Origin of the sequence: Aeromonas sp. s7(2024), assembly GCF_040907825.1 — a bacterium.
In the GTDB taxonomy this organism is placed as follows: Bacteria; Pseudomonadota; Gammaproteobacteria; order Enterobacterales; family Aeromonadaceae; genus Aeromonas; species Aeromonas veronii.
On sequence record NZ_JBFOCM010000021.1, the window covers coordinates 137,865 to 161,305 of the forward strand.

The window sequence follows — 23,441 nt, forward strand, 5'->3', positions numbered from 1 at the left end:
CCCTTTCTGCTGGCAAGATGGTTCAGGCCCGATTGGACTCTTCCCACCCCTGCTTTTTACGGTAAATGGTGGAGGGGCTGATCTCGAGCAGGGCCGCCGCCTTGGGAATATTGCCATCACAGCTGGCGATGGCCTGTTCGATCACCTCTTTCTCCACCAGCCAGAGCGGACGAATTGGCCCGTTGGCCACCCCGGTGGTGGCCGGAGCCGATGTCACCGCTGCCGCAATCGCAGCCGGCAGCTGGGGGCGAACCCCATTGAGCGGTGGCGGCAGAATATCCGGGCTCACCAACTCCTTATCGTTGAGCACCACGATATTGCGCACCACGTTCTGCAGCTCGCGTACGTTGCCAGGCCAAGGGTAGTCGAGCAGCACTCGCGCCGCCTCGACATCGAAATCCTTGAAGCGTTTGTTCTCCTCCTTGGCGTAGCTCTGCAACAGGGTACGCGCCAGCAGCAGTATATCCTCACCCCGCTCCCGCAGCGGCGGCAGGGTGAGGGGAATGACGTGGAGCCGATAGTAGAGATCCTCGCGAAAACGGCCCGCTTTCACCTCCACCAGCGGATCCCGGTTGGTGGCGCAGATAAAGCGCACATCCACCGTCTCGAGCTTGCCGCTGCCGACTCGCTGCACTGTGCCGGTCTGGATAAAGCGCAGCAGCTTGCTCTGCAGATCAAGGTCCATCTCGCAGATCTCGTCGAGAAACAGGGTACCGCCATCAGCCAGACTGGCCGCCCCTTTGCGATCCCCCTGGGCACCGGTAAAAGAGCCCTTCACATGACCAAAGATCTCGCTCTCCATCAAATCGTGGGGAATGGCGGCGCAGTTGAGGGCAATAAAGGGCTGTTCGCTGCGGGGACTGCACTGGTGAATCGCCTCGGCACACACCTCTTTGCCGGTGCCGCTCTCGCCAGTGATAAAGACGGTCGCCTTGCTGGGCGCAGCGCTCTCGATGATGCGATAGACCGCCTGCATCGACATGGAGGCACCGATAAAACCGAAGAAGGAGCTGCGCTCGAAGTTCTCCCGATAGTGGGCAACCAGCGAGCTCAACTGCTGGTGTTTCAAGGCATTGCGAACGGTGGCGCAGAGCCGCTTGCTGTCAAACGGCTTGGTCAGAAAATCGAAGGCTCCGAGGCGCATCGCCTCCACTGCCACATCCACCGAACCATGGGCGGTGATCACTACCACAGAGCAGGGCAACTGCTGTTCGGTGATCATTTGCAGAATATCCATACCGGACATATCCGGCAGCTCCAGATCCAGCAGCACCACGGGGGGAGGACTTGCCAGCAACTGCGCCAACGCTTGCTGACCACAGTCGGCCAGCACCACCTCATACCCCTCCTGGCGCAGGTACTGTTCATAGACCACCGCCAGACTACGTGTATCTTCCACCAGCAGGACACGCGATTTATTTTCAGCCACTGGACTCATCCTTGTATTTGATTCTGCGATCTATTTTGCCTTATTTTCGCGCGCAAACCCAACGCCAAGACAGCTCTGTTATCCCGCGATTGCAGGGAATACACAAGTAAAAACGGCTCCTTAAGGAGCCGTTTTTCACTACAAGAAAAGATTACTTCTTGGCATCGTCTGCAGTCGGCTTCTCGATAGCCAGCAGCTCAACGTCAAACACCAGTACGGCATTCGCCGGGATGGAGCCTGCACCGTGCTCGCCATAGGCCAGCTTGGACGGCAGGAAGAACTTGAACTTGGAGCCAACCGGCATCAGCTGCACACCTTCGGTCCAACCCGGGATAACCTGGTTGAGCGGGAAGGTAGCCGGCTCGCCGCGATCGACGGAGCTGTCGAACTTGGTGCCGTCGGTCAGGGTACCGGTGTAGTGCACCTTGACGATGTCGGTAGATTTCGGCTTGGCGCCAGTGCCCATCTTCTCGACCACGTACTGCAGGCCGGATTCAGTGCTCTTCACACCCTCTTTCTTGGCGTTGGCAGCCAGGAACTCTTCGCCCTTCTTCAGATTCTCAACGGCGTCTTTCTCGGCCTTGGCCTTGGTCAGCTCGTTGATCTTGGCGTCGTAATCCTGCAGCACCTTCTGGATCTCTTCATCAGTCATCTTGGCTTCTTTGCCCAGACCGTCAGTCACCCCTTTCAGGATCACGGCGTTGTCCAGTTTGATGCCCAGTTCCTGCTGACGCTCCAGGGTATTGGCGATGTAACGACCCATGGAGAGGCCAATTGCGTAGCCAGATTGCTCTTCAAAGCTCTTGGCTTCGGCCTTGGTCGCCTCTGCCGGCTTGCTGGCTTCTGCCTTCACTTCGGCGGTATTGGCCGCAGCAGGCTTCTCGTCTTTTTGGCAAGCAGTCAAACCGACGGCAACGGCCGCCGCCAACAGGGACACCTTCAGAAATTTGTTCATCAGTTTCTCCAAACTCCAAATACCGCTCTCGGTTCCATCGTGAAATGAGAGGTTTATCGTGATAAGCGCCTTATACTAACGCCGTGATCGCAGGTAACAAAAGCGTGAGACCGCAAAAATGATAAAAAGTGCCATTTATCTGGTGAGCCTCTGTTTAATGCTCACCGGTTGCGAGCAAAGCTCCCAACCCAACCAGCAAATGACCCTCGCCAGCACGGGTCTGCTGACCGCAGATCTCTCCAGTGATGGCAAGCAGGCCATCGTCTCCAGCATCAGCCAGGGCATCATCGTCTGGGATCTGGAACAGAACCGTCAACGCTGGCGCTGGAAGCAATCCGACTCTGCGGAAGACCTGGTATTCATTACCCGCTTTTCCGAAGGCAACAGCCATGCCGTCACCGCCACCCCAGACACCTTTGCTACCTGGCGGCTGAACGACGGGCAATCACAAGGCTACTACTCACTTCCTGAATCCAGGCTGAGGGACATCGCGCTCTCTGCCGACGGTCGTTATGTGCTGATCGGGCGAGAAGATGGCAAGGCCGAGTGGCTCGATACCCGAAGCGGTCGTCGTCTGCAGTTTCTGGGGCACACCGAACAGGTCAATACGGTCGATCTCTCCGCTAACGGTCGCTACGCCCTGACCGGAGGCAACGACTACAGCGCCTATCTGTGGGATACCCGTAGCGGGCAGGTGATCTGGCGCTTCAACCATGGTGGCCGGGTGATCATGGCCAGACTGGAGCCGAGCGGCCGCTACGCCTTCACCGCCGACAGCAGCCGGGCCAGCATCTGGGATCTGAAAACCGGCAAGGAGGTGAGTCAGCTGAAATATGATCACCGCTTCGAGGTCTACACCAGCGCCCGCTTTGCCAACGATGGCAAGTGGCTGATCACCGGCGCCCCTTCCCGTCAGCTCTCCCTGTGGCAAGTGAGCGATGGTGCCCTGCTGCAGAGCTGGCGCGTCTCGCCGCAACCCAAGGTGAAACCGCCCAGCGCAGTGGTCTACGGCGTCGCTTTGCGCGACAATAGCCACCTTGTCAGTGCCAGCTCCAGTGGTCTGGCCGAAATCTGGACAATCAAGTAAGGACCCGAAGGCCCATGAGTCAGCAACTTAACGATCGCATCGAAACCCTGGAAACCCGTCTCGCCTATGCGGAGTACACCATAGAGCAGCTCAACGACGAGGTAACCACCCAGGGCCGTGAACTCGATCGGCTCAAATACCAGATCCAGCTGCTGATCGACAAACTGCAAAGCGTACAACCCAGCCAGATTGCCAGCATGGCCGAAGAGACCCCGCCGCCGCACTACTGATCCGGCGCCATCTCTGGTCAGGCAACATGGTTCGGCATCACTGTCAGCCAATAAAAAACCCGCGAGTATCGCGGGTTTTTTATCATCGGCATGGCCGTGATCAGTGGTGATGGCCTTTGCCACCACAACCGCCGCCACCGCAGCAGCCGCCGTGACCATGGTCGTCACCGTGGTCGTGACCATGATCGTGACCGTGGCCAGCACCACCGCAGCAACCGCCGTGGCCGTGATCCTCATCGTGGTCGTGACCATGACCGCCACAGCAGCCGCCGTGATCGTGGTCATGACCGTGATCGTGACCGCAACCACCGGCACCGTGAACGTGGCCGTGAGACAGCTCTTCGGCAGTGGCGGCGCGCACGTCCTTGATCTCGACCTTGAAGCCCAGAGTCACGCCAGCCAGCGGATGGTTGCCATCTACCTTGACGAACTCTTCGGACACTTCAACCACGGTCACCGGACGGTGACCATCGTCGGTTTCAGCCACAAAAGTATCCCCTTCGGAGACTTCCATGCCGTCGAACAGCTCGCCCGGTACTTCTTGTACCAGTGTCTCGTCATATTCGCCGTAGGCCTGGCTCGGTGCCAGAGTCACTTCGAAGGCTTCACCTACCGCGCGACCTTCCAGCTCGGCTTCCAGGCCTGAGACCAGGTAACGGGTGCCGTGCAGATAGACCAGCGGCTCTTTGCCGACAGTGCTGTCGATGACTTCACCGTGCTCGTCGGTGACTGTGTATTCCAGCGTAACCACGCTCAGAGGAGCTACTTTCATGTCAGGATCCTGCGGATAGAAAAAACGGGCTCAGAATACCCTAAAAAGCGGGCCGCGCATATGGCGTGCGGCGCCACGGAGTGACGAAAAAAACGGCAGCAGCGTCAGCGAGAAGGCCCGCATTCCACCCGCCGTTGCCTTATCAGGGGCGAAACACCCCGATCACCTCTTCCGCCTCGCGAGTCTGCTTGTCGACCTCGGCAGGCGTTTGTACCTGGGTATCGCCACAGGCGACGCAGGTCACCTTCTCGACTCCATGCTCCAGATACAGCATCATGTTGTCCAACTTGCCGCACGCCGGGCAAACCGCACCGGCAATGAAGCGTTTTTTACGTCTGGTTTCCATATTTGTTACCTCCAGGCAGCATCATATCAGGGTTTTTACATGCATCACGCCATCGAGTATCACCATTTTTCCTGCCAGGGCCTGCACGCCGGCAACCGCAAACGAACTCCGGTCGGGCAGCTGTTGCGGATCACCCGGAGTGCCGCGTTGCTGAGACTGGGCCAACATGAGCTGTTGCTGCCAGCAGGCAGCTGTTTCTGGCTCTGCGCCGATGCCCTCGCGGCCTTCAGCCCCCTCAGCGGTTGCGAGTACGATCAGCTGAATGTCTCTTTGCGCGTGACTCAGCCGCAGCAGGCTGGCTGGCTGCAGACCACCCCACTGCTCGATGCCCTGCTCGACTCGCTGGCCCGGTGGCAACGTCCGCAAGAGTGGCAAGGAGCCTACGGTCAGCGACTCCAGGTTATCCTGGATGAGCTGCAACAGTGCGCCATCAGCCAGCAGGGTCACGATGAGCTGCAAGCCTGCTGGCAAGCGCTGGCCAATGGCCAACCGGAGTCTCTGCAACTGTGGGCACAACAAGTCGATGCGCCGGTGGAAGGGACTGCATTGCAACAACAGTGGCAACTGCTGCAGGCGCTCAGATTGCTCAAAGGCGGCAGCAAACCCGCACAGGTGGCCAGCAAGCTGGGTTATGCCGATGAGACCGCATTGCAAGCGGCCTGCCAGCAATGGGGCGTTGGCGAGGATGGCGATCAATAACCGGACGCCGATGGAATACGCCAACGAAATTGGCTGAATGAGTCCAGTTTTTTGCCAGATGGTCGTTAACAAGGAAGGGCCATTCCCCCCGTAATCCTTTATGCTAGAGGCCTGAAGTGACTGCCAACGTTTCGACCAACAGGACATCTGCCATGACGAGCAAAGCCAATCAATCCCAGGGCATGTTGCTGTTTCACCTTTCAGCCAAACAATCCTTTGCCATCGGTACTCTCAAAGTGAAGGAGATAGTGCCCTACACCCAGCTGACGGCAATGCCCCACTCGCACCCGACCGTGTTGGGGGCCGCCAATATGCGCGGCTCCACTATTCCGGTGATCGACATGGCGATGGCGGTAGGCTATCGCCCCATCAGCAAGGAGGAGATGCCCCACTGCTTCATCATCATTACCGACTGCCGCCGTACCCTGGTGGGCTTTCTGGTACGGGGCATCGACAAGATCACCGAGTGCAACTGGCGCGATATCGAATCGCCCCCCGCCTCCCTCGGCCACAATGTGTTCGTAACCGGCGTGACCCGGGTCAATGACCAGCTGATCCAGCTGCTGGATGTGGAGCTGATCCTCTCCCGGGTCTATCCGGATGATCCGAGCCACCTCTATCCGGTACTGACCGATGTGCAGCGGGAACGGATCAAGCCGATGCGGATCCTGCTGGTTGATGACTCTTCGGTCGCCCGCCGTCAGCTGATGGCCGCCCTCGACTACATCAATATCCCCTATGAAGTCTGCACCAATGGCAAGGATGCACTGACCCTGATGCAGACGCGGGCGAGCCAGAAGACCCCAATCGACATTCTGGTGAGCGATATCGAGATGCCGGGGCTTGATGGCTACGAGCTGGCCTTCGAGGTACAGAGCGACAGCAAACTGGCGGGGGCCTACATCATCTTGCACACTTCGCTCTCCAGCGAGATCAGCGTGGAGCGGGCCCATCAGGTGGGTGCTCATGAGGCGCTGACCAAGTTCGAGGCCAATGAGCTGATCCAGGCCATGCTGCGCGGCGCCGAACATCACGATCGCCTGCTGAAATAAGCCAATGACTGGCGGGAGGAACACGCCTCCCGTCCTCCTTATCTTCGACCCAGACCGACTGACCCCATGCTGACCGAGAGCCACTTCCACGCCCCCTGGTGGGCCCGCAATCCTCATCTGCAGACCATATTGCCCAAATGGCTGCGCCGCACCCCTGCCCGATTTGTGGCGGAGCGGTTTGAACTGCAGGATGGGGACTTTGTCGACCTCGCCTGGAGCGGGGAAGTCAGCCTTGATGAACGGCCGCTGATAGTGGTGTTTCACGGGCTGGAGGGGAGCATTCACTCCCACTATGCCAAGGGATTGTTCGCCCACCTGCAGCAAGAGGGCAGAGAGGCTGTACTGATGCACTTTCGTGGCTGCAGTGGCGAACCAAACCGCCATCTGCAGGCCTATCACTCCGGCGCCATCGGTGATTCGCAGGAGCTGATTGCCGAGCTGAGCCAGCGCTTCCCGGGCAAACCGCTGATCGCCATCGGCTTTTCACTGGGTGGCAATATGCTGGTCAATCTGCTGGCGCGGGGCTGTCCTGCGGCATTGAAAGCGGCGGTGGTGGTCTCGGCCCCGCTGCAACTGGCAAGCTGCGCCGAGCGGGTCAATCAGGGCTTCTCGAAGGTCTATCAGAACTATCTGCTGCGCACCATGCGCCACAATTTGCTTAGCAAGATCAGCCAGCAGCAGAAAGCGAGTGAACGCTGGCAACCTAGACAAGTGGAGCAGATTGCCACCCTGCGCGATTTTGACGAGCTTGTCACCGCGCCGCTGCACGGCTTTCACAGCGCCAGCCACTACTACCAGTGCTGCTCGGGACTACCGCTGCTGGCTCAAATCCCCATCCCTACCCTTATCCTGCACGCCGCCGACGATCCCTTTATGTCACACGCGGTCATTCCCCGGCCGGAGCAACTCTCGCCTACGGTGCGCTATGAGTTGAGCCAGCGTGGCGGCCATGTCGGCTTTCTGCACGGCACGCCCTGGCGGCCACGGTTTTGGCTGGATGAACGGATCAGTCACTGGATTGCCGAACAGAGTCACTCCGCAACACAGAACTGATTGCGTCCCGACTCCTTTGCCCGATAGAGCGCCTGATCGGCCAGCTCCAGCAACTGGCTCGCCCCTTCACCGGAGACATTGCTGGCAATCCCCTGACTCACCGTCACCCAGGGGGCAACATCGGACGCCAGATGCTCCAGCTGCAGGCTGGCCAAGCCATCTTGCAGCCGCTGCGCCACGCTGGCCGCCGCCTGACGGTCGGTATTGGGCAGCAGTAGCACAAACTCTTCCCCGCCATAGCGGGCAACCAGATCAGATGGCGTGCGTACCGCACGGTTGAGCGCTTGTGCCACCTCTTTGAGACACATATCCCCCACCTGATGGCCGTAGTGGTCGTTGAAGCGCTTGAAATAGTCCACATCGATCAGGATAAGCGATAGCGGAGCGCCGCTCTCCTGGCTATGGGCCAACGCGCGCTCCAACTCGATATTGAAATGCCGCCGGTTGGCGACTCCGGTCAGAGGATCTTGCTTGGCGAGCTGATCAAGTTGGCGCAGCAGCGTCAGATTTTCATGCTCCCGCATGATCGCCAGCTCAAACCAGCGGTGCAGCATGCGGCGGCCAACCTCCAGCGCAATCACGCCAAACAACACGCCAAGCAGGTAGATCTGGGGAAAATCGACGCGCAAAAAGAGCTCCAACCCTACACCCACCGTCATCGGGCCCAAGAGATAGCCATACAACACCTTGCGATCGGGATAAAACGCGATGAGCGCGGCCAGCAGGTTGAGCCGCATGATCCCGTTGGCATAGCTGACCCCTCCCCGCAGCTCCACCTGACCAATCGTGTAGATGTGCAGCGTCCAGAGTCCGCCCCATAGCACCATCACCAGTGCAGCCATCCGTAACCAGAGGCGGTCCTGCATATGGTCACAAAACAGGCTGACAACAGGTAGCAGCAATAACACCACCATGACCAGCGCCAGCTCACTCTGAAAGCGCCAAGGCAAGCTGTCATCACTGGCTAGCCCGACCTGGCTGTAAACCTCGTAGCGTATCGAAAGAAACAACACCACAAGCCAGTTCCACAACCAGAACCACACCATGCCTCGGGCAATCGCCTCTCGACGTGCGCTGTCCAGATGCTCAGTCAGGGTTAACGGCGCGCTGCGCTGCGCTTCAGACAACATCTCTCAGACTCCGGTGAAAAGGTAAAAAGTGATTGCATTCGCGGGATTCAACACAACAATAGCCTGACGATCACCTCTTTTGCTGTGAGACCTTTAAATGATCATTCCCTGGCAAGAACTGGACGGCGACACCCTGACCAACCTGATCGAACACTTTGTATTGCAGGAAGGAACCGAATATGGAGAGCAGGATGTTCCACTTGGCGTCAAAGTCGATGCAGTGAGAGAACAATTACAGCAAGGCAAAGCTGTCATCGTCTATAGCGAGCTGCACGAATCGGTGAATATCGTGATGAAAGACCGCTTCATCGAGCAGTCTTGACCCAACCGCAATCCGGACCTTATAACGGAATTCCCAAGGAAGAGAGAATCCCATGTCGGCCAAGCACCCCATTATTGCTGTTACCGGTTCGTCCGGTGCCGGCACCTCCACCTCCACCAACGCCTTTCGCTCCATGTTCCATCAACTGGGATATACCGCGGCTGTGGTGGAAGGTGACAGTTTTCACCGCTACACCCGACCGGAAATGGATGTAGCGATCCGCAAGGCGCGCGAACAGGGGCGCCACATCAGCTATTTTGGCCCTGAGGCCAATGACTTCGGGCTGCTGGAGAGCTTTTTTCAGGGCTATGGGCAGGATGGCAATGGCCAGTATCGCCGCTACCTGCACAGCTTTGACGAGGCAGTGCCCTTCAACCAGATGCCCGGCACCTTCACCCCCTGGCAGCATCTGCCCAGCAATACCGATCTGCTGTTTTATGAAGGGCTGCACGGCGGTGTGGTCACCGAGGATCACAATGTGGCGCGCCACGTGGATTTTCTGATAGGCGTAGTGCCCATCGTCAACCTGGAGTGGATCCAGAAGCTGATCCGCGATACCTCGGAGCGAGGGCATTCCCGCGAGGCGGTGACCGACTCCATCGTGCGCTCCATGGATGACTACATCAACTTCATCACCCCGCAGTTCTCGCGCACCCATATCAACTTCCAGCGAGTACCGACGGTGGATACCTCCAACCCCTTCAGCGCCAAGGTGATCCCGAGTCTGGACGAGAGTATGCTGGTGATCCGGTTTCGTGGTATCAAGCAGGTGGATTTCCCCTACCTGCTGTCGATGATCGACGGCTCATTCATGTCGCGGATGAACACCATAGTGGTGCCGGGTGGCAAGATGGGCTTTGCGATGGAACTGATCCTGCGCCCGCTCATCCAGCAATTGATCGAAACCGGCAAAATAACCTGATTCAAAGGAGTTCACGATGCGGCTTGCTTATCTCTCTGTGGCACTGCTCTCCCTGCTTGGCGGTTGCAGCAGCGGGCCGGCGGCCCCCACGCTGGAGTCCGGCACCATGCTGGTTCGCCCGATGGGCAACTGGACCTATGGTGCAACCCCGCACTACGCCCTGGCCGAACAGTATCAATTTGCCGGTGAGTTGGCGGAAGGGTGGCTGGAACCGATGCAGCAGGCGGTAAGCCGGGAGCTCAATGGCAAGGGGTGGCAGAGTGCACCGCTCGACGAGGCGGATCTGTGGGTCGCCATCGGCGTCGCGGGCGGCAAGGATATGAGTGACGGCGAGATTTTCGCGCGCCTTGGCATGACGCCCGGGGTATATGCCTCGGCCAACCAGCGCAAAGGGTCGCTGGCCATCGTGCTGCTCGATCGCAAAACCCAGAAAGCGGTCTGGAGCAGCATCATCCAGCTGACCAGCGACGTGAGCATTGCAGATAGCCAGCGCCAGGCTCTCAGCCAGCAGCTCGCGGCCGAGCTGCTCCATCGCGTCCCCACCAACTAGCGCTTGTTTAGTGATAACGGATGGATAGAAAAACGGCTTGCCTCCCGGCAAGCCGTTTTTTTTGTGGTCTCAACCTCTTGACCCAATCCGGCCTAGGCCAGACCCGGGCATAAAGCCGCACACCTTCAGCTATCTGTGGTCACTTATTTGAGCGTACAGGTCAGCAGTGTGACCCCTTTCTGGGTGAGGAGAGCTTGTTTCTCCTGATTCCAGAAGGTGGTCAGGCCGTCAGAATATTTGGCGCCAGACTCTGACTCCACACGCGCCAGCTTGTGATAAAGCCCGGCATAGGGGAACTGCACCATGTCAGCCTGGGCATCATAGGTAACGGCCAGCATCTCTTCGCCACACTGGTATTGGCTGTATTGATACTGGGTAGGTTGCGGGCTGCTGCACGCCGCCAGGCCCAAAAGGGGAAGCAGAGCGATCAATTTTTTCATTGCACTTTCCTTATGTAATGGCTTTATGTCATGGCCTTGTGCAGTGGCCTTACGTAACGGCCTTATGCCAGGGTACCAACGAAACTATCGTTATCAAGCTTCAACAATTTGATAACTATGGGTAATTTGTACCGCTTTTTCCAACATCAGGGAAACAGAACAGTATTTTTCCATCGACAGATCGACCGCTCTGGCCACCTGTGTCTCTGCCAATCCCTTGCCAGTCACCACGAAGTGCAGATTAATCTTCTCGAAAACCCGGGGCACGCTATCGACCCGTTCGCCACTGACATCGACATGGCATGCGGTCACAGACTGGCGCGCTTTTTCGAGGATGGAGACCACATCAATGGAGCTGCAGCCACCGACCGCCAGCAGGATCATCTCCATCGGGCTGGCCCCCTCACCGGGGTTGGCACCATCCAGGATCACCTTGTGACCGGATTCACTTTCACCCACAAACTTCATCCCTTCCACCCAGCTGACCTTGGCTTTCATCTCGCACTCTCTCCTGTTAATCATGATGATGGATCCCTAGCATAACCCAGTCGCTTATCTCTGCCGAACAGGGGGAGTTGGGATGGAAATAGATCAAAATCAACATCTCCGACCTCTATCTTCCCTAGAATGGCCGAAGCGGCGCAGCAGGCATTACTCAAAGGGCTCTGTCAAAAGCCCGCAAAGCCTTGTCAGCACAGGCAAAGGCTCTTATCCTACTGCGACCAATACAAGGAATGGCAAGATTGGCAGCTTGCCCGGACGCACAAGTCCATAAAAAGACACTACAGAGGAATTCTCATGGTCATTGGCAAACCGCAAAGCGATCCCACCCTGGAATGGTTCTTGTCGCACTGCCACATTCATAAGTATCCCGCCAAGAGCACCCTGATCCATGCGGGTGAAAAAGCGGAGACCCTCTACTACATCGTCAAGGGCACTGTGGCCGTCTTGATCAAGGATGATGAGGGCAAAGAGATGATCCTCTCCTATCTGAACCAGGGCGATTTCCTGGGCGAGATGGGGATGTTCGAGGAGAACGAGAACCCCGAGCGCTCCGCCTGGGTTCGCGCGAAAGGCTCTTGCGAAGTGGCAGAGATCTCCTACAAGAAGTTCCGCCAGCTGATCCAGGTCAACCCGGACATTCTGATGCGTCTCTCTGGCCAGATGGCCAAGCGCCTGCAACACACCAGCCAGAAAGTGGGTAACCTCGCCTTCCTGGATGTGACCGGCCGGATCGCCCAGACCCTGCTCAACCTGGCCAAACAGCCGGATGCCATGACCCACCCGGATGGCATGCAGATCAAGATCACCCGTCAGGAAATCGGCCAGATCGTCGGCTGCTCTCGTGAAACCGTGGGCCGCATCCTGAAGATGCTGGAAGAGCAGGAGCTCATCTCTGCTCACGGCAAGACCATTGTGGTATTTGGCACTCGCTGATGACCCGTCCGCAGGCCTGACTGAGGCCTTGGGATAAAAAAGGCTGCTACGGCAGCCTTTTTTGATCCTCTCCCCTATAATCCCGAACGCCCTTCACTGTTCCGGCATTCGCCCAGAGAGTTACTATGCACCTTCAATGTCCCCGCTGCCGCAGTCCGCTCCATCTTCATGAAGCCTCCCAGGGGCGCTATTGCGACAACAAGCATCACTTCGATCCGGCACCGGAAGGTTATCTGGATCTCATCCCCGGCAAGAAAAACCCCAAAGACAGCGACAGCCGTGCCCTGATGCGCGCCAAGCACCATTTCCTGGAAGCCGGCCACCAACTGCCGCTGGTTGAGGCCATGGCCGGCCTGCTCGCTCCGCTGGCCCCACAAGAGCTGATCCATCTTGGGTGCGGTGAAGGCTACTACTGCCGCGCGCTGGCAGAGCGCCTGCCCGACTGGCAGTTTGCTGGAGTTGATATCGCCAAGAACACCATCTTTGCCGCCAAAAAAGCGCAGCCGGACGGCCAGTTTGTCATTGCCGATCCCGCTCGCGCGCCGTTGCAACCAGGCTCTGCTCAGGTGCTGCTGGTCAACGATCTCAAGGTCAAGACCGAACAGCTGGTCAGCTGGCTGGCCCCCGGTGGCTATCTGCTCTATCTGCAGCCGGGCCCGCGCCATCAGTGGCAACTGCGGGTCAGCCTCAATCCGGTGAGCATGGAACACCCCCTTAGCTGGCCAACCCTCGGCGGTCTCAATCCGATGGCTCAACAACGCTGCCAGTTCAGCCTCACCATGGATCAGGCCATGCGCAGCTTTATTCTGGAGACCAGCCGTCTCGGCTGGCGGGCAACCGGTGAGCAGCGTCACGCTTTCGCGCAACAAGGCCCGAATGAACTGGAACAGGATCTGCTGCTGACCCTGTGGCAAAAGCCCATCTGATCACTGGGGGGGAGCCTTGCAAGGCTCCCGCCCCGTTTTTCCCGCCCCGCCCCATTCTCCCCTGCGTGATCTAGCTCACAACTTGAGCCATCGACCTTGTTGCTCAGAACAGCCTTGATGTCAAAAAAGTCACTAGAAAATAATTCATTGAATTTAATCTCTTTTTATCTTGTCAAAAACCGTCACACCCAGTCTTGATAACGACCTCGCCACCTCAATTAAACAACGATGGATTCAGGCCCAGTCAAGGTTGGGACGCCTACCGTGTGGCTATCGGACCATTTCCGATTTCACAGAACCGACAACAAGTTCGGAAGTGTTTACATCAGAGGAATAACGCATATGAAGAAGTCTGCACTGACTATTGCCATCTCCAGCCTGCTGCTGGCGAGCGGCGCCCATGCTGCTACCGTTTACAACCAGAACGATACCAAGCTGGAAATCGGCGGCCGTGCACAAGGTGCTTACTACGGTACTGACGACAACGGTTCCGAAGGTGACCAGAGCTACTTCCGTCTGCACGTTGCTGGCGAGACCAAGATTGCTCCCGAGATGAAGGCGTTCGGCTTTGCCGAGTACAACCTGCCGACTTCCGGTTCTGACAACGACGAGCTGCGTTATGCCTATGCCGGCATCAAGCACGACCGTTTCGGCGCATTCAGCTATGGTCGTCAGGATGGCCTGTTCACCAAGGCCGTCAACAACTATACCGACGTTCTGCCTGAGTGGGGCGGTGACGGCCTGGGCAAAGATACCGAAGTATTCGGCACCGGCCGTACCAACGGTCTGGCCCAGTACATCTATAACTACCAGGGTCTGACTCTGGGTGCCCAGTTCACTGGTAACAACGATCCGCAAAACGCCGGTCGCAGTGCAATCACTGAATCTTTCAACGGCAACACCTACAACGGTGAAAGCTGGAATAGCAAAGGTTCTGCTGAAGGCTTCGCAGTTTCTGCCAACTACGATTTCGATATGGGCCTGAGCCTGGGTGCTGCCTATAACCAGGCTGGCAAGACTGACGAGCAAGCTCGCTACGCCGCCTTCGGTGGCGACAAGGATGCCAAGCTGATGGGCTTCGGCGCCAAATATGCAACTGGCGACCTCTACCTGGCTGCAACCTACTCCCACGGTGAAGACCACCTGTTCGTCAACAACGGCTACGCCGAGAAGATGGATGGCTACGAAGCCGTTGCCCAGTACACCATCGGCAAGTTCAAGCCTTCTCTGGCCTACCTGCGCACTGACGTGAAAGACTCCGCTCGTGGTATCGATGATACCTACACCGAGTACGTATCTATCGGTGCCTGGTACAACTTCACCGAGAACTTCAACGCCTACGTTGATTACAAGCTGAACCTGCTGGACTCCGTAGATGGCAAGTCCACCAACTCTCTGGGCAAGAACACCGATGACGTAGTCGCGGTTGCCCTGCAGTACAACTTCTAAGTAATTGGAAGTCAGTTATACCCTGTGATACCAATGTCTACTGTTTGAATTACTTCCGGCCGCTCTGCGGCCGGTTTTTTATTGCGCCTTTTCAGCACCTTGCATATAACTATCGAGCGGATTGATGGCAATATCCGCGTCGTTGACAGGGAGTGACAAGGAGATATTCACGGATGAGACAAGCGCGCGGGAACATAGACTGGCAACGCGGATGGCTGTTGTTGCCACTGCTGTTGATATCGCTCATCTGGAGCAGCACGGCAGATGCCAGCTGGGATCAGAGCCTCTATCGTCAACTGGGTCTGGCCGGCAAGCTGGATAAACAGACCTTTCGTCAGGCACTCAACAGTTATCAAACCGTGCGCCACAAACGCAAACCCATTCTCACCATCATCGATTACAGCAAGCCATCCACCCAGCGCAGACTGTTTGTCATCGATATGAAACGCCACAAGCTGCTCTATCACACCTGGGTCAGTCATGGCCGCAACTCAGGTGAACTGGCAGCAAAACACTTTTCCAACCAGCTCAACTCCCGCCAAAGTTCCCTTGGCGTCTATCGCACCGCAGAAACCTATCTGGGCAAGCATGGCTACTCCCTGCGGCTGGACGGGCTAAGCCCCGGCAAGAACAGCAATGCCCGCAAGCGTGCCATCGTGGTACATGGCGCCGCCTATGCCAGCCCGACCCATCTGCGCAAATATGACAAGCTGGGCCGCAGTTGGGGTTGCCCCGCCCTGCCCAAGGAGCAGGCCAGAGCCATCATAGATACCATCAAGGGGGGGAGTGTCATCTACGCTCACGGCTAGCGGGCACAACACCAAAAAACGCAAGGCCAGCAATCGCTGGCCTTGTTTGTTACGCTTTTCACACTAAACGTGGCGCGTTATTGGCGCACCACCAGTACCGGACAGGGTGCATGACGCACCACAGACTCGGCGACACTGCCTACCAGCAGATGGCTGATACCGGAGCGACCGTGGCTGCCCATCACGATCAGCTCAACCTCATCCTCCTTGGCCTGAATGACAATTTCATCGGCGGCACGGCCAAAGCGAATATCAAAGGTGGCTGGGATCGGCAGGGTGGCAACCAGCTCTTTGAGCTGGGTTCTGGCCTGACGCTCCATCTCGTGGGTGATCTCGATGGCCGTCATATGAAGGATCTTGTAACTGTCAAAACCGTGCAGTTGATCAACCACGTGGATCAGCTTGAGCTGGGCCTGATGGCTCTGTGCCATGAAAACGGCATAGTCGAGTACCGCGCGAGACATTTGGGAAAAATCGACTGGACAGAGCAGAGTCTTGATCGATGGCATAATGCAGTCTCCTCTACTGATTGGGGTGCTATTGAATCTTTACTCGATCATAACGATCCGACCGCAAATAACCCTCGACCCTGTCGCAAAATGGAGATGCGAGATGTTTTCTCCGCCCGCCACTATCAATGGCATGGTATAAATCAGGTGACAAATGCTCTCCTCACCCCTGCGAGGATAATGCTGACCATGCTGCGCATCGGTTGTTTGCTGCTTTGCTGTCTGTGTGAGATCGCCCACGCTCGCACAGCCAATATTCACGTCTATTGCGATGGCTGGCCCGGTTTCTGCCAACCGGATGGCCGCGGTATCTATCTCGATCTGGTGCGAACCATTTACCAACCCCACGGCTATCAGATCGTGCCCCATATCGTGCCTTACAAACGCGCCGTCGCCATGGTAGCCAGGCAAGAGGGGGATATGGCGATGAGTGTCTATCTGGACGAGATCAAGGGGGTCAGGCAGCCCCATCAGCCAGCCTCCGCCGATGATGTGACCGTCTTCATGCTCAAGCAGTGGCAGCCACAATGGCGGGGAAAGCGCAGCCTCGAGGGAGAGACCGTGCTCTGGCGGCGAGGATGAGTGCTGGATAAATATCTTCCGGTCACCATGCGGTGGCACGAGATCGACAACCATGAGATGGCCCTGCAGCTGATTGGCAAGGGGCGCTATCGCTATTACCTGACCGCTGGCGTGCTCCATTCCGCCGATGAGACCCCGGCCAATATGTACCGCACCATTTTGCGCTGGATCCCGACTTACCCCATTTTTGCCGATACCGAGCAGGGCGAGCGGCTACTGCTGCTGTGGGATCAGGAGATGATGAATCTGATCCGTCGCGGCACGCTGGCCGAGATATATCGCTGTTATCACCTCTATGACTACTACCGCGACTTTCTCGAGGAGCAGGCGGTCAAGGCCGGCGGAAACTGATCCCACCATAGGGGAAATAGAAGGATGCCGCAGCCCCGTCAACAGCAGCCACCGCCAGCAACCAGTCTATGAGCAACACCGTTTCCATTACGGTTTGACTGACCGTGGCCACGCCACAACTCAGGGTTGCCGGAACCCCTTCGCCAAGCGGTCATAGAGGATCACATTGACCGAGGCGGCCAGATTCATGCAGCCCTGAGTCGGCACATAGACCACATCTTTCACCGCCCCGTAGAGGGCGGGATCGAGCGTGCCATCCTCCGGCCCGAAGATATAAAAAGCCCGTTCCGGATGGACATAGTCGGGGAGCGGTGTAGCACCGTCGATCAAATCGACCACCACGGGCACGCATCCCTGCGGGATAAACGCCATCAGATCATCCACCCCGAGCAGCGGGATCTTCTCCACCATCTGCTTGGTATCGGTGGCAAAGCGGCGCGCCAACTCGAAGCGGTTGCCAGTGTAGTAGACCTCGTCCACCCCGTAACAACCCGCAGCCCGCATCACGGAGCCGACATTTTCCGGAGACTTGGGATTGACCAGCCCCACGCAGCAGAATGCACTCTTTTCCATCATCTCTCCTCATCTTGCGGCGGCCATTATAAGCCGTTGCAGGGCCACCGACCCGTTAAAAGTCCCTCCCCGGCTAAACCGCTTGCCAACCCAGCTTTGAATGTCGATTTTTTGTGCGCAAGCCGACAAATTTTGTACAAGCCGATAGCCAGCAAACGTTTCCCAGCAATAATGGACAAACGTTTGCAAATGGATGTTTGTCTATGACTGAGCGTGAACAAGAGATCCTCGCCCTGCTGCGTCAGGATCCCATGATTGCCCAGCAGGAACTGGCCGATCGCCTCGGCATCAGCCGCTCTGCGCTGGCCAGCCACATCTCAAGCCTGATCCGGCAGGGATATGTGCAAGGCAGAGGTTATGTACTGCGAGAGGGCCCCTACGTGGTGGTGATCGGCGGTGCCAATATGGATATTTGCGGCACCAGCCACGACAACCTGCTGCTCGGCGACTCCAATCCGGGCAAGGTGCGTACCTCGGCCGGTGGTGTTGGCCGCAATATCGCCGAGAATCTGGCGCGGCTCGGCAGCGATACCCGACTGCTGACTGCTGTCGGCAACGACCAGTATGGTCACCATCTGCTGGAGGTAAGCCAGCGGGCCGGCGTCGATGTGCGCCAGACTCTGGTGCTCGATGGCCACGCCACCTCCTGTTATCTCAGCCTGCATGATGGCAGCGGCGAAATGAGCTGCGCCATCAACGACATGGCCATCATAGAGCAGCTCACCCCAGCCCGCCTGACCCCCCTCGCAGGCTTTCTCGGTGGTGCCCGGCTCTGGGTGCTCGACACCAATCTGGCTATCCATACCCTCGACTGGTTGTTTGAACGGCAAGGTGAGCAAGCCATCTTTGTCGATACCGTTTCGGTGGCCAAGGTAGAGAAGATCCGCCCTTGGCTCGGCAAGATCCACACCCTCAAACCCAATCGAAGCGAGGCAGAGCAGCTGTGCGGCATGACCATCGCCGGGCCCGAAACCTGGCCCATGGTGGCCGCCTGGTTCCACCGCGCCGGGGTCAAGCGGCTGTTCCTCAGTCTGGGTGAACAGGGGATCTTCTACAGCGATGGCGAGCAGCAGGGCCACCTGCCGGTGCTGGGCAGTCCGGTACTCAACGTCACCGGCGGCGGGGATGCCTTTATGGCTGGCCTAGCCCACGCCTGGCTGCAACAGCTCGACATTGCCCAAACCACCCGCTTTGCCCTGGGCTGCGCCGCCCTCACCGTCAATTGTTCCGATACCGTTTTTTCCGGTCTGAGCAAGACCGCCGTTGACCGCATACTGGAGGAGTACTCATGCTGAACGCTTACCTCGATATCCAACCGGAAGTGGCTGCCGCGCTGGCTGCTGGCAAACCGGTCGTTGCCCTCGAATCCACCATCATCTCCCATGGCATGCCCTATCCGCAGAACGTGGAGACGGCCCGTCAGGTGGAGCAGGTAGTGCGCGATAACGGCGCCATTCCGGCGACCATTGCCATCCTCGACGGCCGCCTCAAGGTGGGTCTGGATGCCGGTGCACTGGAAGCGCTCGGCCGGGCAGGCCACAGCGTGACCAAGTGCAGCCGCCGCGACATTCCGTTCGTACTGGCGCGCAAGGGGATGGGGGCCACCACGGTCGCCTCCACCATGATCATCGCCGCCATGGCGGGGATCCGGGTCTTTGCCACCGGCGGTATCGGCGGGGTACATCGCGGTGCGCAAGAGACCTTCGATATCTCGGCCGATCTGCAGGAGCTGGCACAAACGCCGGTAGCCGTAGTCTGTGCCGGTGCCAAGTCGATCCTCGATATCGGCCTGACGCTGGAGTATCTGGAGACCCAGGGCGTACCGGTGATCGGCTATCAAACCGAGGAGCTGCCCGCCTTCTACACCCGCGAGAGCGGCTTCAAGGTCGATTATCGCCTCGATACCCCGGCAGCCATCGCCGAGGCGCTGCGCCTCAAGTGGGAGCTGGGACTGGCGGGCGGCGCCGTGGTGGCCAACCCCATCCCGACCGCACACGCCATGCCAAAAGCCGATATCGACGCAGCCATTGCCCAAGCGCTGCGTGAAGCCGATGAGCAGGGGATCAAGGGCAAGGCGTCTACCCCCTTCCTGCTGGCCCGCGTCTGCGAGCTGACCGGCGGCAACTCACTCGCCGCCAACATCCAGCTGGTACTGAACAACGCGGCACTTGGCGCCCGGATCGCTGCCGCGCTTTAATTGCACACCGATACCTCACCATGTAAAAGAGGGCCTCGCGGCCCTCTTGTTGTTTTTGCTATCTGCAGCGCTATTGCAACGCTGTGTTATTGCAGTACCACGCGCCCATTGAGGGGCTGCACCGGCCGGTTGTTAGGGTGGTGCATCACCGCCTTGAAGGCGTCGATCTGGGCCTGACTGACCTCAACCGGCTGCTTCATTACCAGCCAGCGCACTCCTTCCGAGCAGGGTGGCGTTGTAAGGGAACCGCTGAAGCGATAGTAGTCACGGCTTTCCGGCAGCAGTTGCTCAGCAGAGAGCGGCGCCTTGAGGGCCTGGATCTCCCCCACCTTGGCAGGTAATGCACTCCAGGCTGCCGCCAGCGCCGGATTGGCCTTGCCAGCCTCGAACATCACCGCCACCACGGCGATCTCTCCCTTGTCACTGACATGCACCAGATGCCCTTCCAGCGGATAGGATTTGCCCTCGATGAGGTTTTCACTCGGGGCGTGGAAGTGGAACTGCTTGAGTTCAAACCTGTTGCCATCAAGTTGCAAGATGCTGCCCGGGGCATAACCGACCTGCACGGTATGACCGTTGTTGACCACTGTGTTGCCACCCGCCTGATAGTGAAGTACCAGCGGGGCCAGTTTGGCCTCGACCAATCCGCGCAGGTCAACCGGCGACTGATTGCTGCCCGCACACTGGCCAAACTCCGGGGTCAGCTTGGCCCAGTGGGCAGGCCCCGCCTCACCGCTATATTCCCAATGGGGGGTGGCAGCAAACACGACAGGGCACAGCAACAGGGAGGAGGCCAACAGAGACTTTCTCATCATACATCCTTATCTTGATTGAAAAGCACGACCATCCCCTCCCCCGGATAGCGGGGCATGCAGAGATGGCATATCTGATACGCGGGATACAGAGCATCGGAGCGACTTTCTAATGGTAATGAGCACGAGCTGGTCAATCGATTTGACCGCGGCTCAATACAGAGTCGTTTGGCAAGTATATGGTGAGGGATCGGCAGAGACAGTGAAAGAGGGGGAAATTAATCAGCCGGCTATCCACTCATCGTCTGGCAGGCGCGGGGCAAGGTTCAGGGAGTCACGCTTTCATAACAACTATCCATCACAACCATCGCGGGAGTCCGGGCTCCCGCGATGGTTGCCGATAACGGCAATTAACGGTCGCGATTCAACGCGATCAGACGATCAAGAATCGCCTCACCATCGGCACGCAAACCGTTGTGCTCATACTCATTGGTGATCCAGGCGCGACTGCTCCCCAGGCCACGCAGAGTTTCGCGACTGTAGTCAAACTCCACATACATATCCTCGGCATAGACGGCGCATGCTACCGGCACCTGGTTGCGGGCCAGCTGGGCCGGATTATAGAGCGCCCCCCAGTCCGCCTTGTTGGCCAGCAGATGAGCCGCCTCTTTCAGGGGCAGCAACTCGCGGAACTGCTCGAACATCCAGGGGTAAACCATCTCGCCGGTGAAGGTGAAATCCTTGCCGGGCGCCCAGTTCACCGCAGAAAACTCCCCTCTGACCCGATCAGCCGCCCAGCGAGTCGCCTCCCCTTCGGCGTAGATAGCCTCGTGCAGGATGGCAAACAGCGGGTTGGTATTGAATGGCTGCATGCTCTGCACCTGATAGAGAAAGGCCGGGCTCAGCTTGTCGCCGATAAAGGCCTCTTCCAGCAGGTAATAGAGCTCATCGAAAGCCCCCGTGGCACCGAGATCCAGCCCTTGCTGCTGGAACTGCTCCACCGTCAGGCGCTGGCCGTTGGGCAGTCGCACATCATGCTGGTGCAGATGGTTGGCCAGCCGGTTGGCAATCCCCTGAGCGTGGGGGAAGCGGGCGAAGAAAGCACGGTTCTTGTCGGCCACCCGCAGATAGGTGGCGCGGTAGACCTCCTCGGCACTGCGGCCGATCGGTGCGATACCACCGGTGATATAGACCTCCCGCAGACTATCGGGGAAGAGCGAGAGATAGGTCAGGCAGCAAAAACCACCAAAGCTTTGCCCCAGCAGGCTCCAGCGATGCTTGGGGCTGAGCTCCTGCCGGATGAACTCGGCATCTTGCACTATGCTGTCGGCGCGAAAATGGCCGAGATACTCCGCCTGCTCGGCCGGGGTCATTTTGGCCAGAATCTGCCCGTGGATGGGGCTCGACATCCCGGTGCCACGCTGATCCAGCAGCAGCACTCGGAACTCCTGCAACGCCCGCTTGAGCCAGCCACTGTTAGCCGTCGGGCGCGGCGCCCCGAATCCCGGCCCCCCTTGCAGAAAAAGCAGCCAGGGCAACTTCTCATCGAGCTTGTCTTTACGGCAGAGGGTACGGGCAAACAGAGTAATGCTGTCGCCATCCGGCTCATCATGATCGAGGGGAACGGTAAAAAAGTGCGGCTCGCAATGAATGCCGTCCAATACATAGCTCAAGGGGCTGCTCATCTGGGATCTCTCCATCAGGATGGGAACATCATTGACCCCATCATATCCTCGCCCAGCCACAGGGTCACTCCGGTTTTCCAAAATGTTAACAATGGCTTAAAGGTCGAATCATCACCCGACAAGCCGCTCTTCAACGCTGCTGAATTAATTGTTTTGCGGGGGAGATTGACGCCATGGCGCCATTCAACAAAGATGGCTCGCCTGCACAGGAGTGCAGCCATTCAGGCCGACAAAATGGATAAGGGAATGTGATGAAACCGAAGTGGATCAGGGCCAGAAAAAAAGAGAAGAAGCCATGCCCTGGCAGCATGTTGCAGACCGGAATGCTGCTGTTCAGTGCCACCTGTGGCGCGACGCTCTTTTTGGCAGCATGCAACAGCAACTAGAAATGAAAAAGCCCGCTCGATTGAGCGGGCTTTTCGAATTTGGCTCCTCCTACTGGACTTGAACCAGTGACATACGGATTAACAGTCCGCCGTTCTACCGACTGAACTAAGGAGGAATTATGGTGCCCAGAGACGGAATCGAACCGCCGACACGGGGATTTTCAATCCCCTGCTCTACCGACTGAGCTATCTGGGCAACGGCGCGCATTAAACCCTTTCCAGCGCAGAGTGTCAACCATGATGGCACGATAAAAAGCGCGTTCGCTCAACAACCGAACGAAGCGACCATTTATTATCCATTTCAGTCCTGTTTGCCATACTTGCTGGCCTCTGAACACCCTGCAGGCTGCGCCAATATGATGGAAATTCGAGGTTCAGTGGGTCCGCCGCATTGAGCCGAATCCACTCTGCGAGTATGCTTTGCCGCAATGATACCGCCTGGAGGCAACATGAGTCTGAATATGCAAGAGTGGCGTGATGAGACCACCGAGATCGTCAACGAACTGCTGGCCGATGGCAGTAATCCCGATGCGGATTACGACATCGAGCACCACTTCGCCTGCCAGGATTTCGACCGTCTGGAAAAAGCAGCGGTTGACCTGTTCAAGGCCGGTTTTGAAGTGACCGATGCCGAAGAGATGGAACTGGATGACGGCGCCACCATCTTCTGCTTCGATGCCACCATCGAGTGCAAGCTGAATGTCGAAGCGATCGTCGCCGATATCGCCAAGATGCTGCCCATCCTGGAAAAATATGGGGTGGATTACGATGGTTGGGGCACCTACTTCCAGGATTGAT

Annotated in this window: 27 protein-coding genes, 2 tRNA genes and 1 pseudogene; 16 read left to right on the plus strand and 14 right to left on the minus strand. The window is 57.9% G+C overall.

Annotation, left to right across the window (positions count from 1 at the left end; genetic code table 11):
* Positions 1 to 22 precede the first annotated feature (22 nt).
* Positions 23 to 1,429, minus strand: coding sequence for a sigma-54 dependent transcriptional regulator (locus AB5Y73_RS09260; RefSeq protein ID WP_005335282.1), 1,407 nt, complete (start codon positions 1,427 to 1,429; stop codon positions 23 to 25).
* A gap of 151 nt (positions 1,430 to 1,580) precedes the next feature.
* Entirely contained in the window at positions 1,581 to 2,384 is an 804-nt protein-coding gene (gene fkpA, locus AB5Y73_RS09265; protein ID WP_005335283.1) for an FKBP-type peptidyl-prolyl cis-trans isomerase, read from the minus strand.
* Between the two features lie 118 nt (positions 2,385 to 2,502).
* Here fkpA and AB5Y73_RS09270 point away from each other — a divergent pair, with 118 nt between their 5' ends.
* Together AB5Y73_RS09270 and AB5Y73_RS09275 are read left to right on the plus strand one after the other, a co-directional pair.
* Positions 2,503 to 3,471 carry a hypothetical protein gene (locus tag AB5Y73_RS09270; protein WP_118854657.1) on the plus strand — a complete coding sequence of 323 codons (969 nt, stop codon included), beginning with the start codon at positions 2,503 to 2,505 and terminating at the stop codon, positions 3,469 to 3,471.
* A 14-nt stretch (positions 3,472 to 3,485) separates the two neighbouring features.
* The gene (locus AB5Y73_RS09275; protein ID WP_005335285.1) at positions 3,486 to 3,701 is read left to right on the plus strand and encodes a SlyX family protein; all 216 of its coding nucleotides are present in this window, start codon (positions 3,486 to 3,488) and stop codon (positions 3,699 to 3,701) included.
* Positions 3,702 to 3,801: 100 nt separating this feature from the next.
* Here AB5Y73_RS09275 and slyD read toward each other — a convergent pair whose 3' ends face one another.
* Complete coding sequence (gene slyD / locus AB5Y73_RS09280) at positions 3,802 to 4,473, minus strand: peptidylprolyl isomerase (protein WP_139441999.1); 672 nt, start codon at positions 4,471 to 4,473, stop codon at positions 3,802 to 3,804.
* A gap of 142 nt (positions 4,474 to 4,615) precedes the next feature.
* Entirely contained in the window at positions 4,616 to 4,819 is a 204-nt protein-coding gene (locus AB5Y73_RS09285; RefSeq protein ID WP_005335287.1) for a YheV family putative zinc ribbon protein, read from the minus strand.
* Positions 4,820 to 4,858: 39 nt separating this feature from the next.
* On the opposite strand from AB5Y73_RS09285, the gene AB5Y73_RS09290 reads away from it, so the two are divergent.
* From AB5Y73_RS09290 to AB5Y73_RS09300, 3 genes are all read left to right on the plus strand, one after another.
* Entirely contained in the window at positions 4,859 to 5,518 is a 660-nt protein-coding gene (locus AB5Y73_RS09290; protein WP_118854655.1) for a hypothetical protein, read from the plus strand.
* 152 nt (positions 5,519 to 5,670) lie between these two features.
* On the plus strand, positions 5,671 to 6,570 hold the full coding sequence (locus AB5Y73_RS09295; protein WP_005335289.1) for a chemotaxis protein: 900 nt from the start codon (positions 5,671 to 5,673) through the stop codon (positions 6,568 to 6,570).
* Between the two features lie 66 nt (positions 6,571 to 6,636).
* Entirely contained in the window at positions 6,637 to 7,623 is a 987-nt protein-coding gene (locus AB5Y73_RS09300) for a hydrolase (protein ID WP_118854654.1), read from the plus strand.
* Here the strand turns inward: AB5Y73_RS09300 and AB5Y73_RS09305 are convergent.
* Positions 7,602 to 8,753 (minus strand): GGDEF domain-containing protein, encoded by a 1,152-nt coding sequence (locus AB5Y73_RS09305; RefSeq protein WP_118854653.1) that lies wholly within the window; start codon positions 8,751 to 8,753, stop codon positions 7,602 to 7,604. The two genes, AB5Y73_RS09300 and AB5Y73_RS09305, sit on opposite strands and share 22 nt — an antisense overlap.
* A gap of 97 nt (positions 8,754 to 8,850) precedes the next feature.
* On the opposite strand from AB5Y73_RS09305, the gene AB5Y73_RS09310 reads away from it, so the two are divergent.
* From AB5Y73_RS09310 to AB5Y73_RS09320, 3 genes are read left to right on the plus strand one after another with little or no spacing between them, the layout of a single operon-like run.
* Positions 8,851 to 9,075: a YheU family protein gene (locus tag AB5Y73_RS09310; RefSeq protein ID WP_005335298.1), complete on the plus strand. Its 225-nt coding sequence runs from the start codon at positions 8,851 to 8,853 to the stop codon at positions 9,073 to 9,075.
* Between the two features lie 52 nt (positions 9,076 to 9,127).
* A complete protein-coding gene (locus AB5Y73_RS09315) occupies positions 9,128 to 9,997 on the plus strand; it encodes a phosphoribulokinase (protein WP_005335299.1) in 870 nt (289 codons plus the stop codon).
* Between the two features lie 16 nt (positions 9,998 to 10,013).
* On the plus strand, positions 10,014 to 10,547 hold the full coding sequence (locus AB5Y73_RS09320) for a DUF4136 domain-containing protein (protein ID WP_118854652.1): 534 nt from the start codon (positions 10,014 to 10,016) through the stop codon (positions 10,545 to 10,547).
* A 143-nt stretch (positions 10,548 to 10,690) separates the two neighbouring features.
* Here the strand turns inward: AB5Y73_RS09320 and AB5Y73_RS09325 are convergent, their stop codons facing one another.
* Both AB5Y73_RS09325 and AB5Y73_RS09330 read right to left on the minus strand, forming a co-directional pair.
* Positions 10,691 to 10,987 (minus strand): MliC family protein, encoded by a 297-nt coding sequence (locus AB5Y73_RS09325; RefSeq protein WP_279499430.1) that lies wholly within the window; start codon positions 10,985 to 10,987, stop codon positions 10,691 to 10,693.
* A 93-nt stretch (positions 10,988 to 11,080) separates the two neighbouring features.
* On the minus strand, positions 11,081 to 11,485 hold the full coding sequence (locus AB5Y73_RS09330) for an OsmC family protein (RefSeq protein ID WP_118854651.1): 405 nt from the start codon (positions 11,483 to 11,485) through the stop codon (positions 11,081 to 11,083).
* 300 nt (positions 11,486 to 11,785) lie between these two features.
* Here AB5Y73_RS09330 and crp point away from each other — a divergent pair, with 300 nt between their 5' ends.
* From crp to AB5Y73_RS09350, 4 genes are all read left to right on the plus strand, one after another.
* Positions 11,786 to 12,424, plus strand: coding sequence for a cAMP-activated global transcriptional regulator CRP (crp, locus tag AB5Y73_RS09335; RefSeq protein WP_005335304.1), 639 nt, complete (start codon positions 11,786 to 11,788; stop codon positions 12,422 to 12,424).
* A gap of 125 nt (positions 12,425 to 12,549) precedes the next feature.
* Positions 12,550 to 13,350, plus strand: a complete 801-nt coding sequence (locus tag AB5Y73_RS09340; protein ID WP_107684274.1) for a putative RNA methyltransferase — start codon at positions 12,550 to 12,552, stop codon at positions 13,348 to 13,350.
* Positions 13,351 to 13,692: 342 nt separating this feature from the next.
* Positions 13,693 to 14,799, plus strand: a complete 1,107-nt coding sequence (locus tag AB5Y73_RS09345) for a porin (protein WP_042053944.1) — start codon at positions 13,693 to 13,695, stop codon at positions 14,797 to 14,799.
* 173 nt (positions 14,800 to 14,972) lie between these two features.
* Entirely contained in the window at positions 14,973 to 15,608 is a 636-nt protein-coding gene (locus tag AB5Y73_RS09350; RefSeq protein WP_005354246.1) for a murein L,D-transpeptidase catalytic domain family protein, read from the plus strand.
* 77 nt (positions 15,609 to 15,685) lie between these two features.
* Here the strand turns inward: AB5Y73_RS09350 and AB5Y73_RS09355 are convergent, their stop codons facing one another.
* Complete coding sequence (locus AB5Y73_RS09355; protein ID WP_005335309.1) at positions 15,686 to 16,117, minus strand: universal stress protein; 432 nt, start codon at positions 16,115 to 16,117, stop codon at positions 15,686 to 15,688.
* Between the two features lie 189 nt (positions 16,118 to 16,306).
* Here AB5Y73_RS09355 and AB5Y73_RS09360 point away from each other — a divergent pair.
* A pseudogene (locus AB5Y73_RS09360) lies at positions 16,307 to 17,050 on the plus strand (hypothetical protein).
* A gap of 120 nt (positions 17,051 to 17,170) precedes the next feature.
* Here AB5Y73_RS09360 and AB5Y73_RS09365 read toward each other — a convergent pair.
* Positions 17,171 to 17,623: an RNA methyltransferase gene (locus AB5Y73_RS09365; protein WP_005335311.1), complete on the minus strand. Its 453-nt coding sequence runs from the start codon at positions 17,621 to 17,623 to the stop codon at positions 17,171 to 17,173.
* A 203-nt stretch (positions 17,624 to 17,826) separates the two neighbouring features.
* Here AB5Y73_RS09365 and AB5Y73_RS09370 point away from each other — a divergent pair, with 203 nt between their 5' ends.
* Both AB5Y73_RS09370 and AB5Y73_RS09375 read left to right on the plus strand, forming a co-directional pair.
* A complete protein-coding gene (locus tag AB5Y73_RS09370) occupies positions 17,827 to 18,918 on the plus strand; it encodes a PfkB family carbohydrate kinase (RefSeq protein ID WP_181497104.1) in 1,092 nt (363 codons plus the stop codon).
* Complete coding sequence (locus AB5Y73_RS09375; RefSeq protein ID WP_279499429.1) at positions 18,912 to 19,820, plus strand: pseudouridine-5'-phosphate glycosidase; 909 nt, start codon at positions 18,912 to 18,914, stop codon at positions 19,818 to 19,820. Before AB5Y73_RS09370 ends, AB5Y73_RS09375 begins: the two co-directional genes overlap by 7 nt.
* An 86-nt stretch (positions 19,821 to 19,906) precedes the next feature.
* Here the strand turns inward: AB5Y73_RS09375 and AB5Y73_RS09380 are convergent, their stop codons facing one another.
* From AB5Y73_RS09380 to AB5Y73_RS09400, 5 genes are all read right to left on the minus strand, one after another.
* Positions 19,907 to 20,632, minus strand: coding sequence for a carbonic anhydrase (locus AB5Y73_RS09380; RefSeq protein WP_111901192.1), 726 nt, complete (start codon positions 20,630 to 20,632; stop codon positions 19,907 to 19,909).
* Positions 20,633 to 20,982: 350 nt separating this feature from the next.
* Complete coding sequence (locus AB5Y73_RS09385; protein WP_181497102.1) at positions 20,983 to 22,257, minus strand: alpha/beta fold hydrolase; 1,275 nt, start codon at positions 22,255 to 22,257, stop codon at positions 20,983 to 20,985.
* 130 nt (positions 22,258 to 22,387) lie between these two features.
* On the minus strand, positions 22,388 to 22,600 hold the full coding sequence (locus AB5Y73_RS09390; RefSeq protein WP_157161318.1) for a hypothetical protein: 213 nt from the start codon (positions 22,598 to 22,600) through the stop codon (positions 22,388 to 22,390).
* 83 nt (positions 22,601 to 22,683) lie between these two features.
* A tRNA-Asn gene (locus AB5Y73_RS09395) sits at positions 22,684 to 22,759 on the minus strand.
* A gap of 4 nt (positions 22,760 to 22,763) precedes the next feature.
* Positions 22,764 to 22,839 (minus strand) — tRNA-Phe (locus AB5Y73_RS09400).
* A gap of 265 nt (positions 22,840 to 23,104) precedes the next feature.
* Between AB5Y73_RS09400 and rraB the strand changes: the two genes are divergently transcribed.
* Positions 23,105 to 23,440 (plus strand): ribonuclease E inhibitor RraB, encoded by a 336-nt coding sequence (gene rraB / locus AB5Y73_RS09405; protein WP_026034893.1) that lies wholly within the window; start codon positions 23,105 to 23,107, stop codon positions 23,438 to 23,440.
* The last annotated feature ends 1 nt before the right edge of the window (position 23,441 follow it).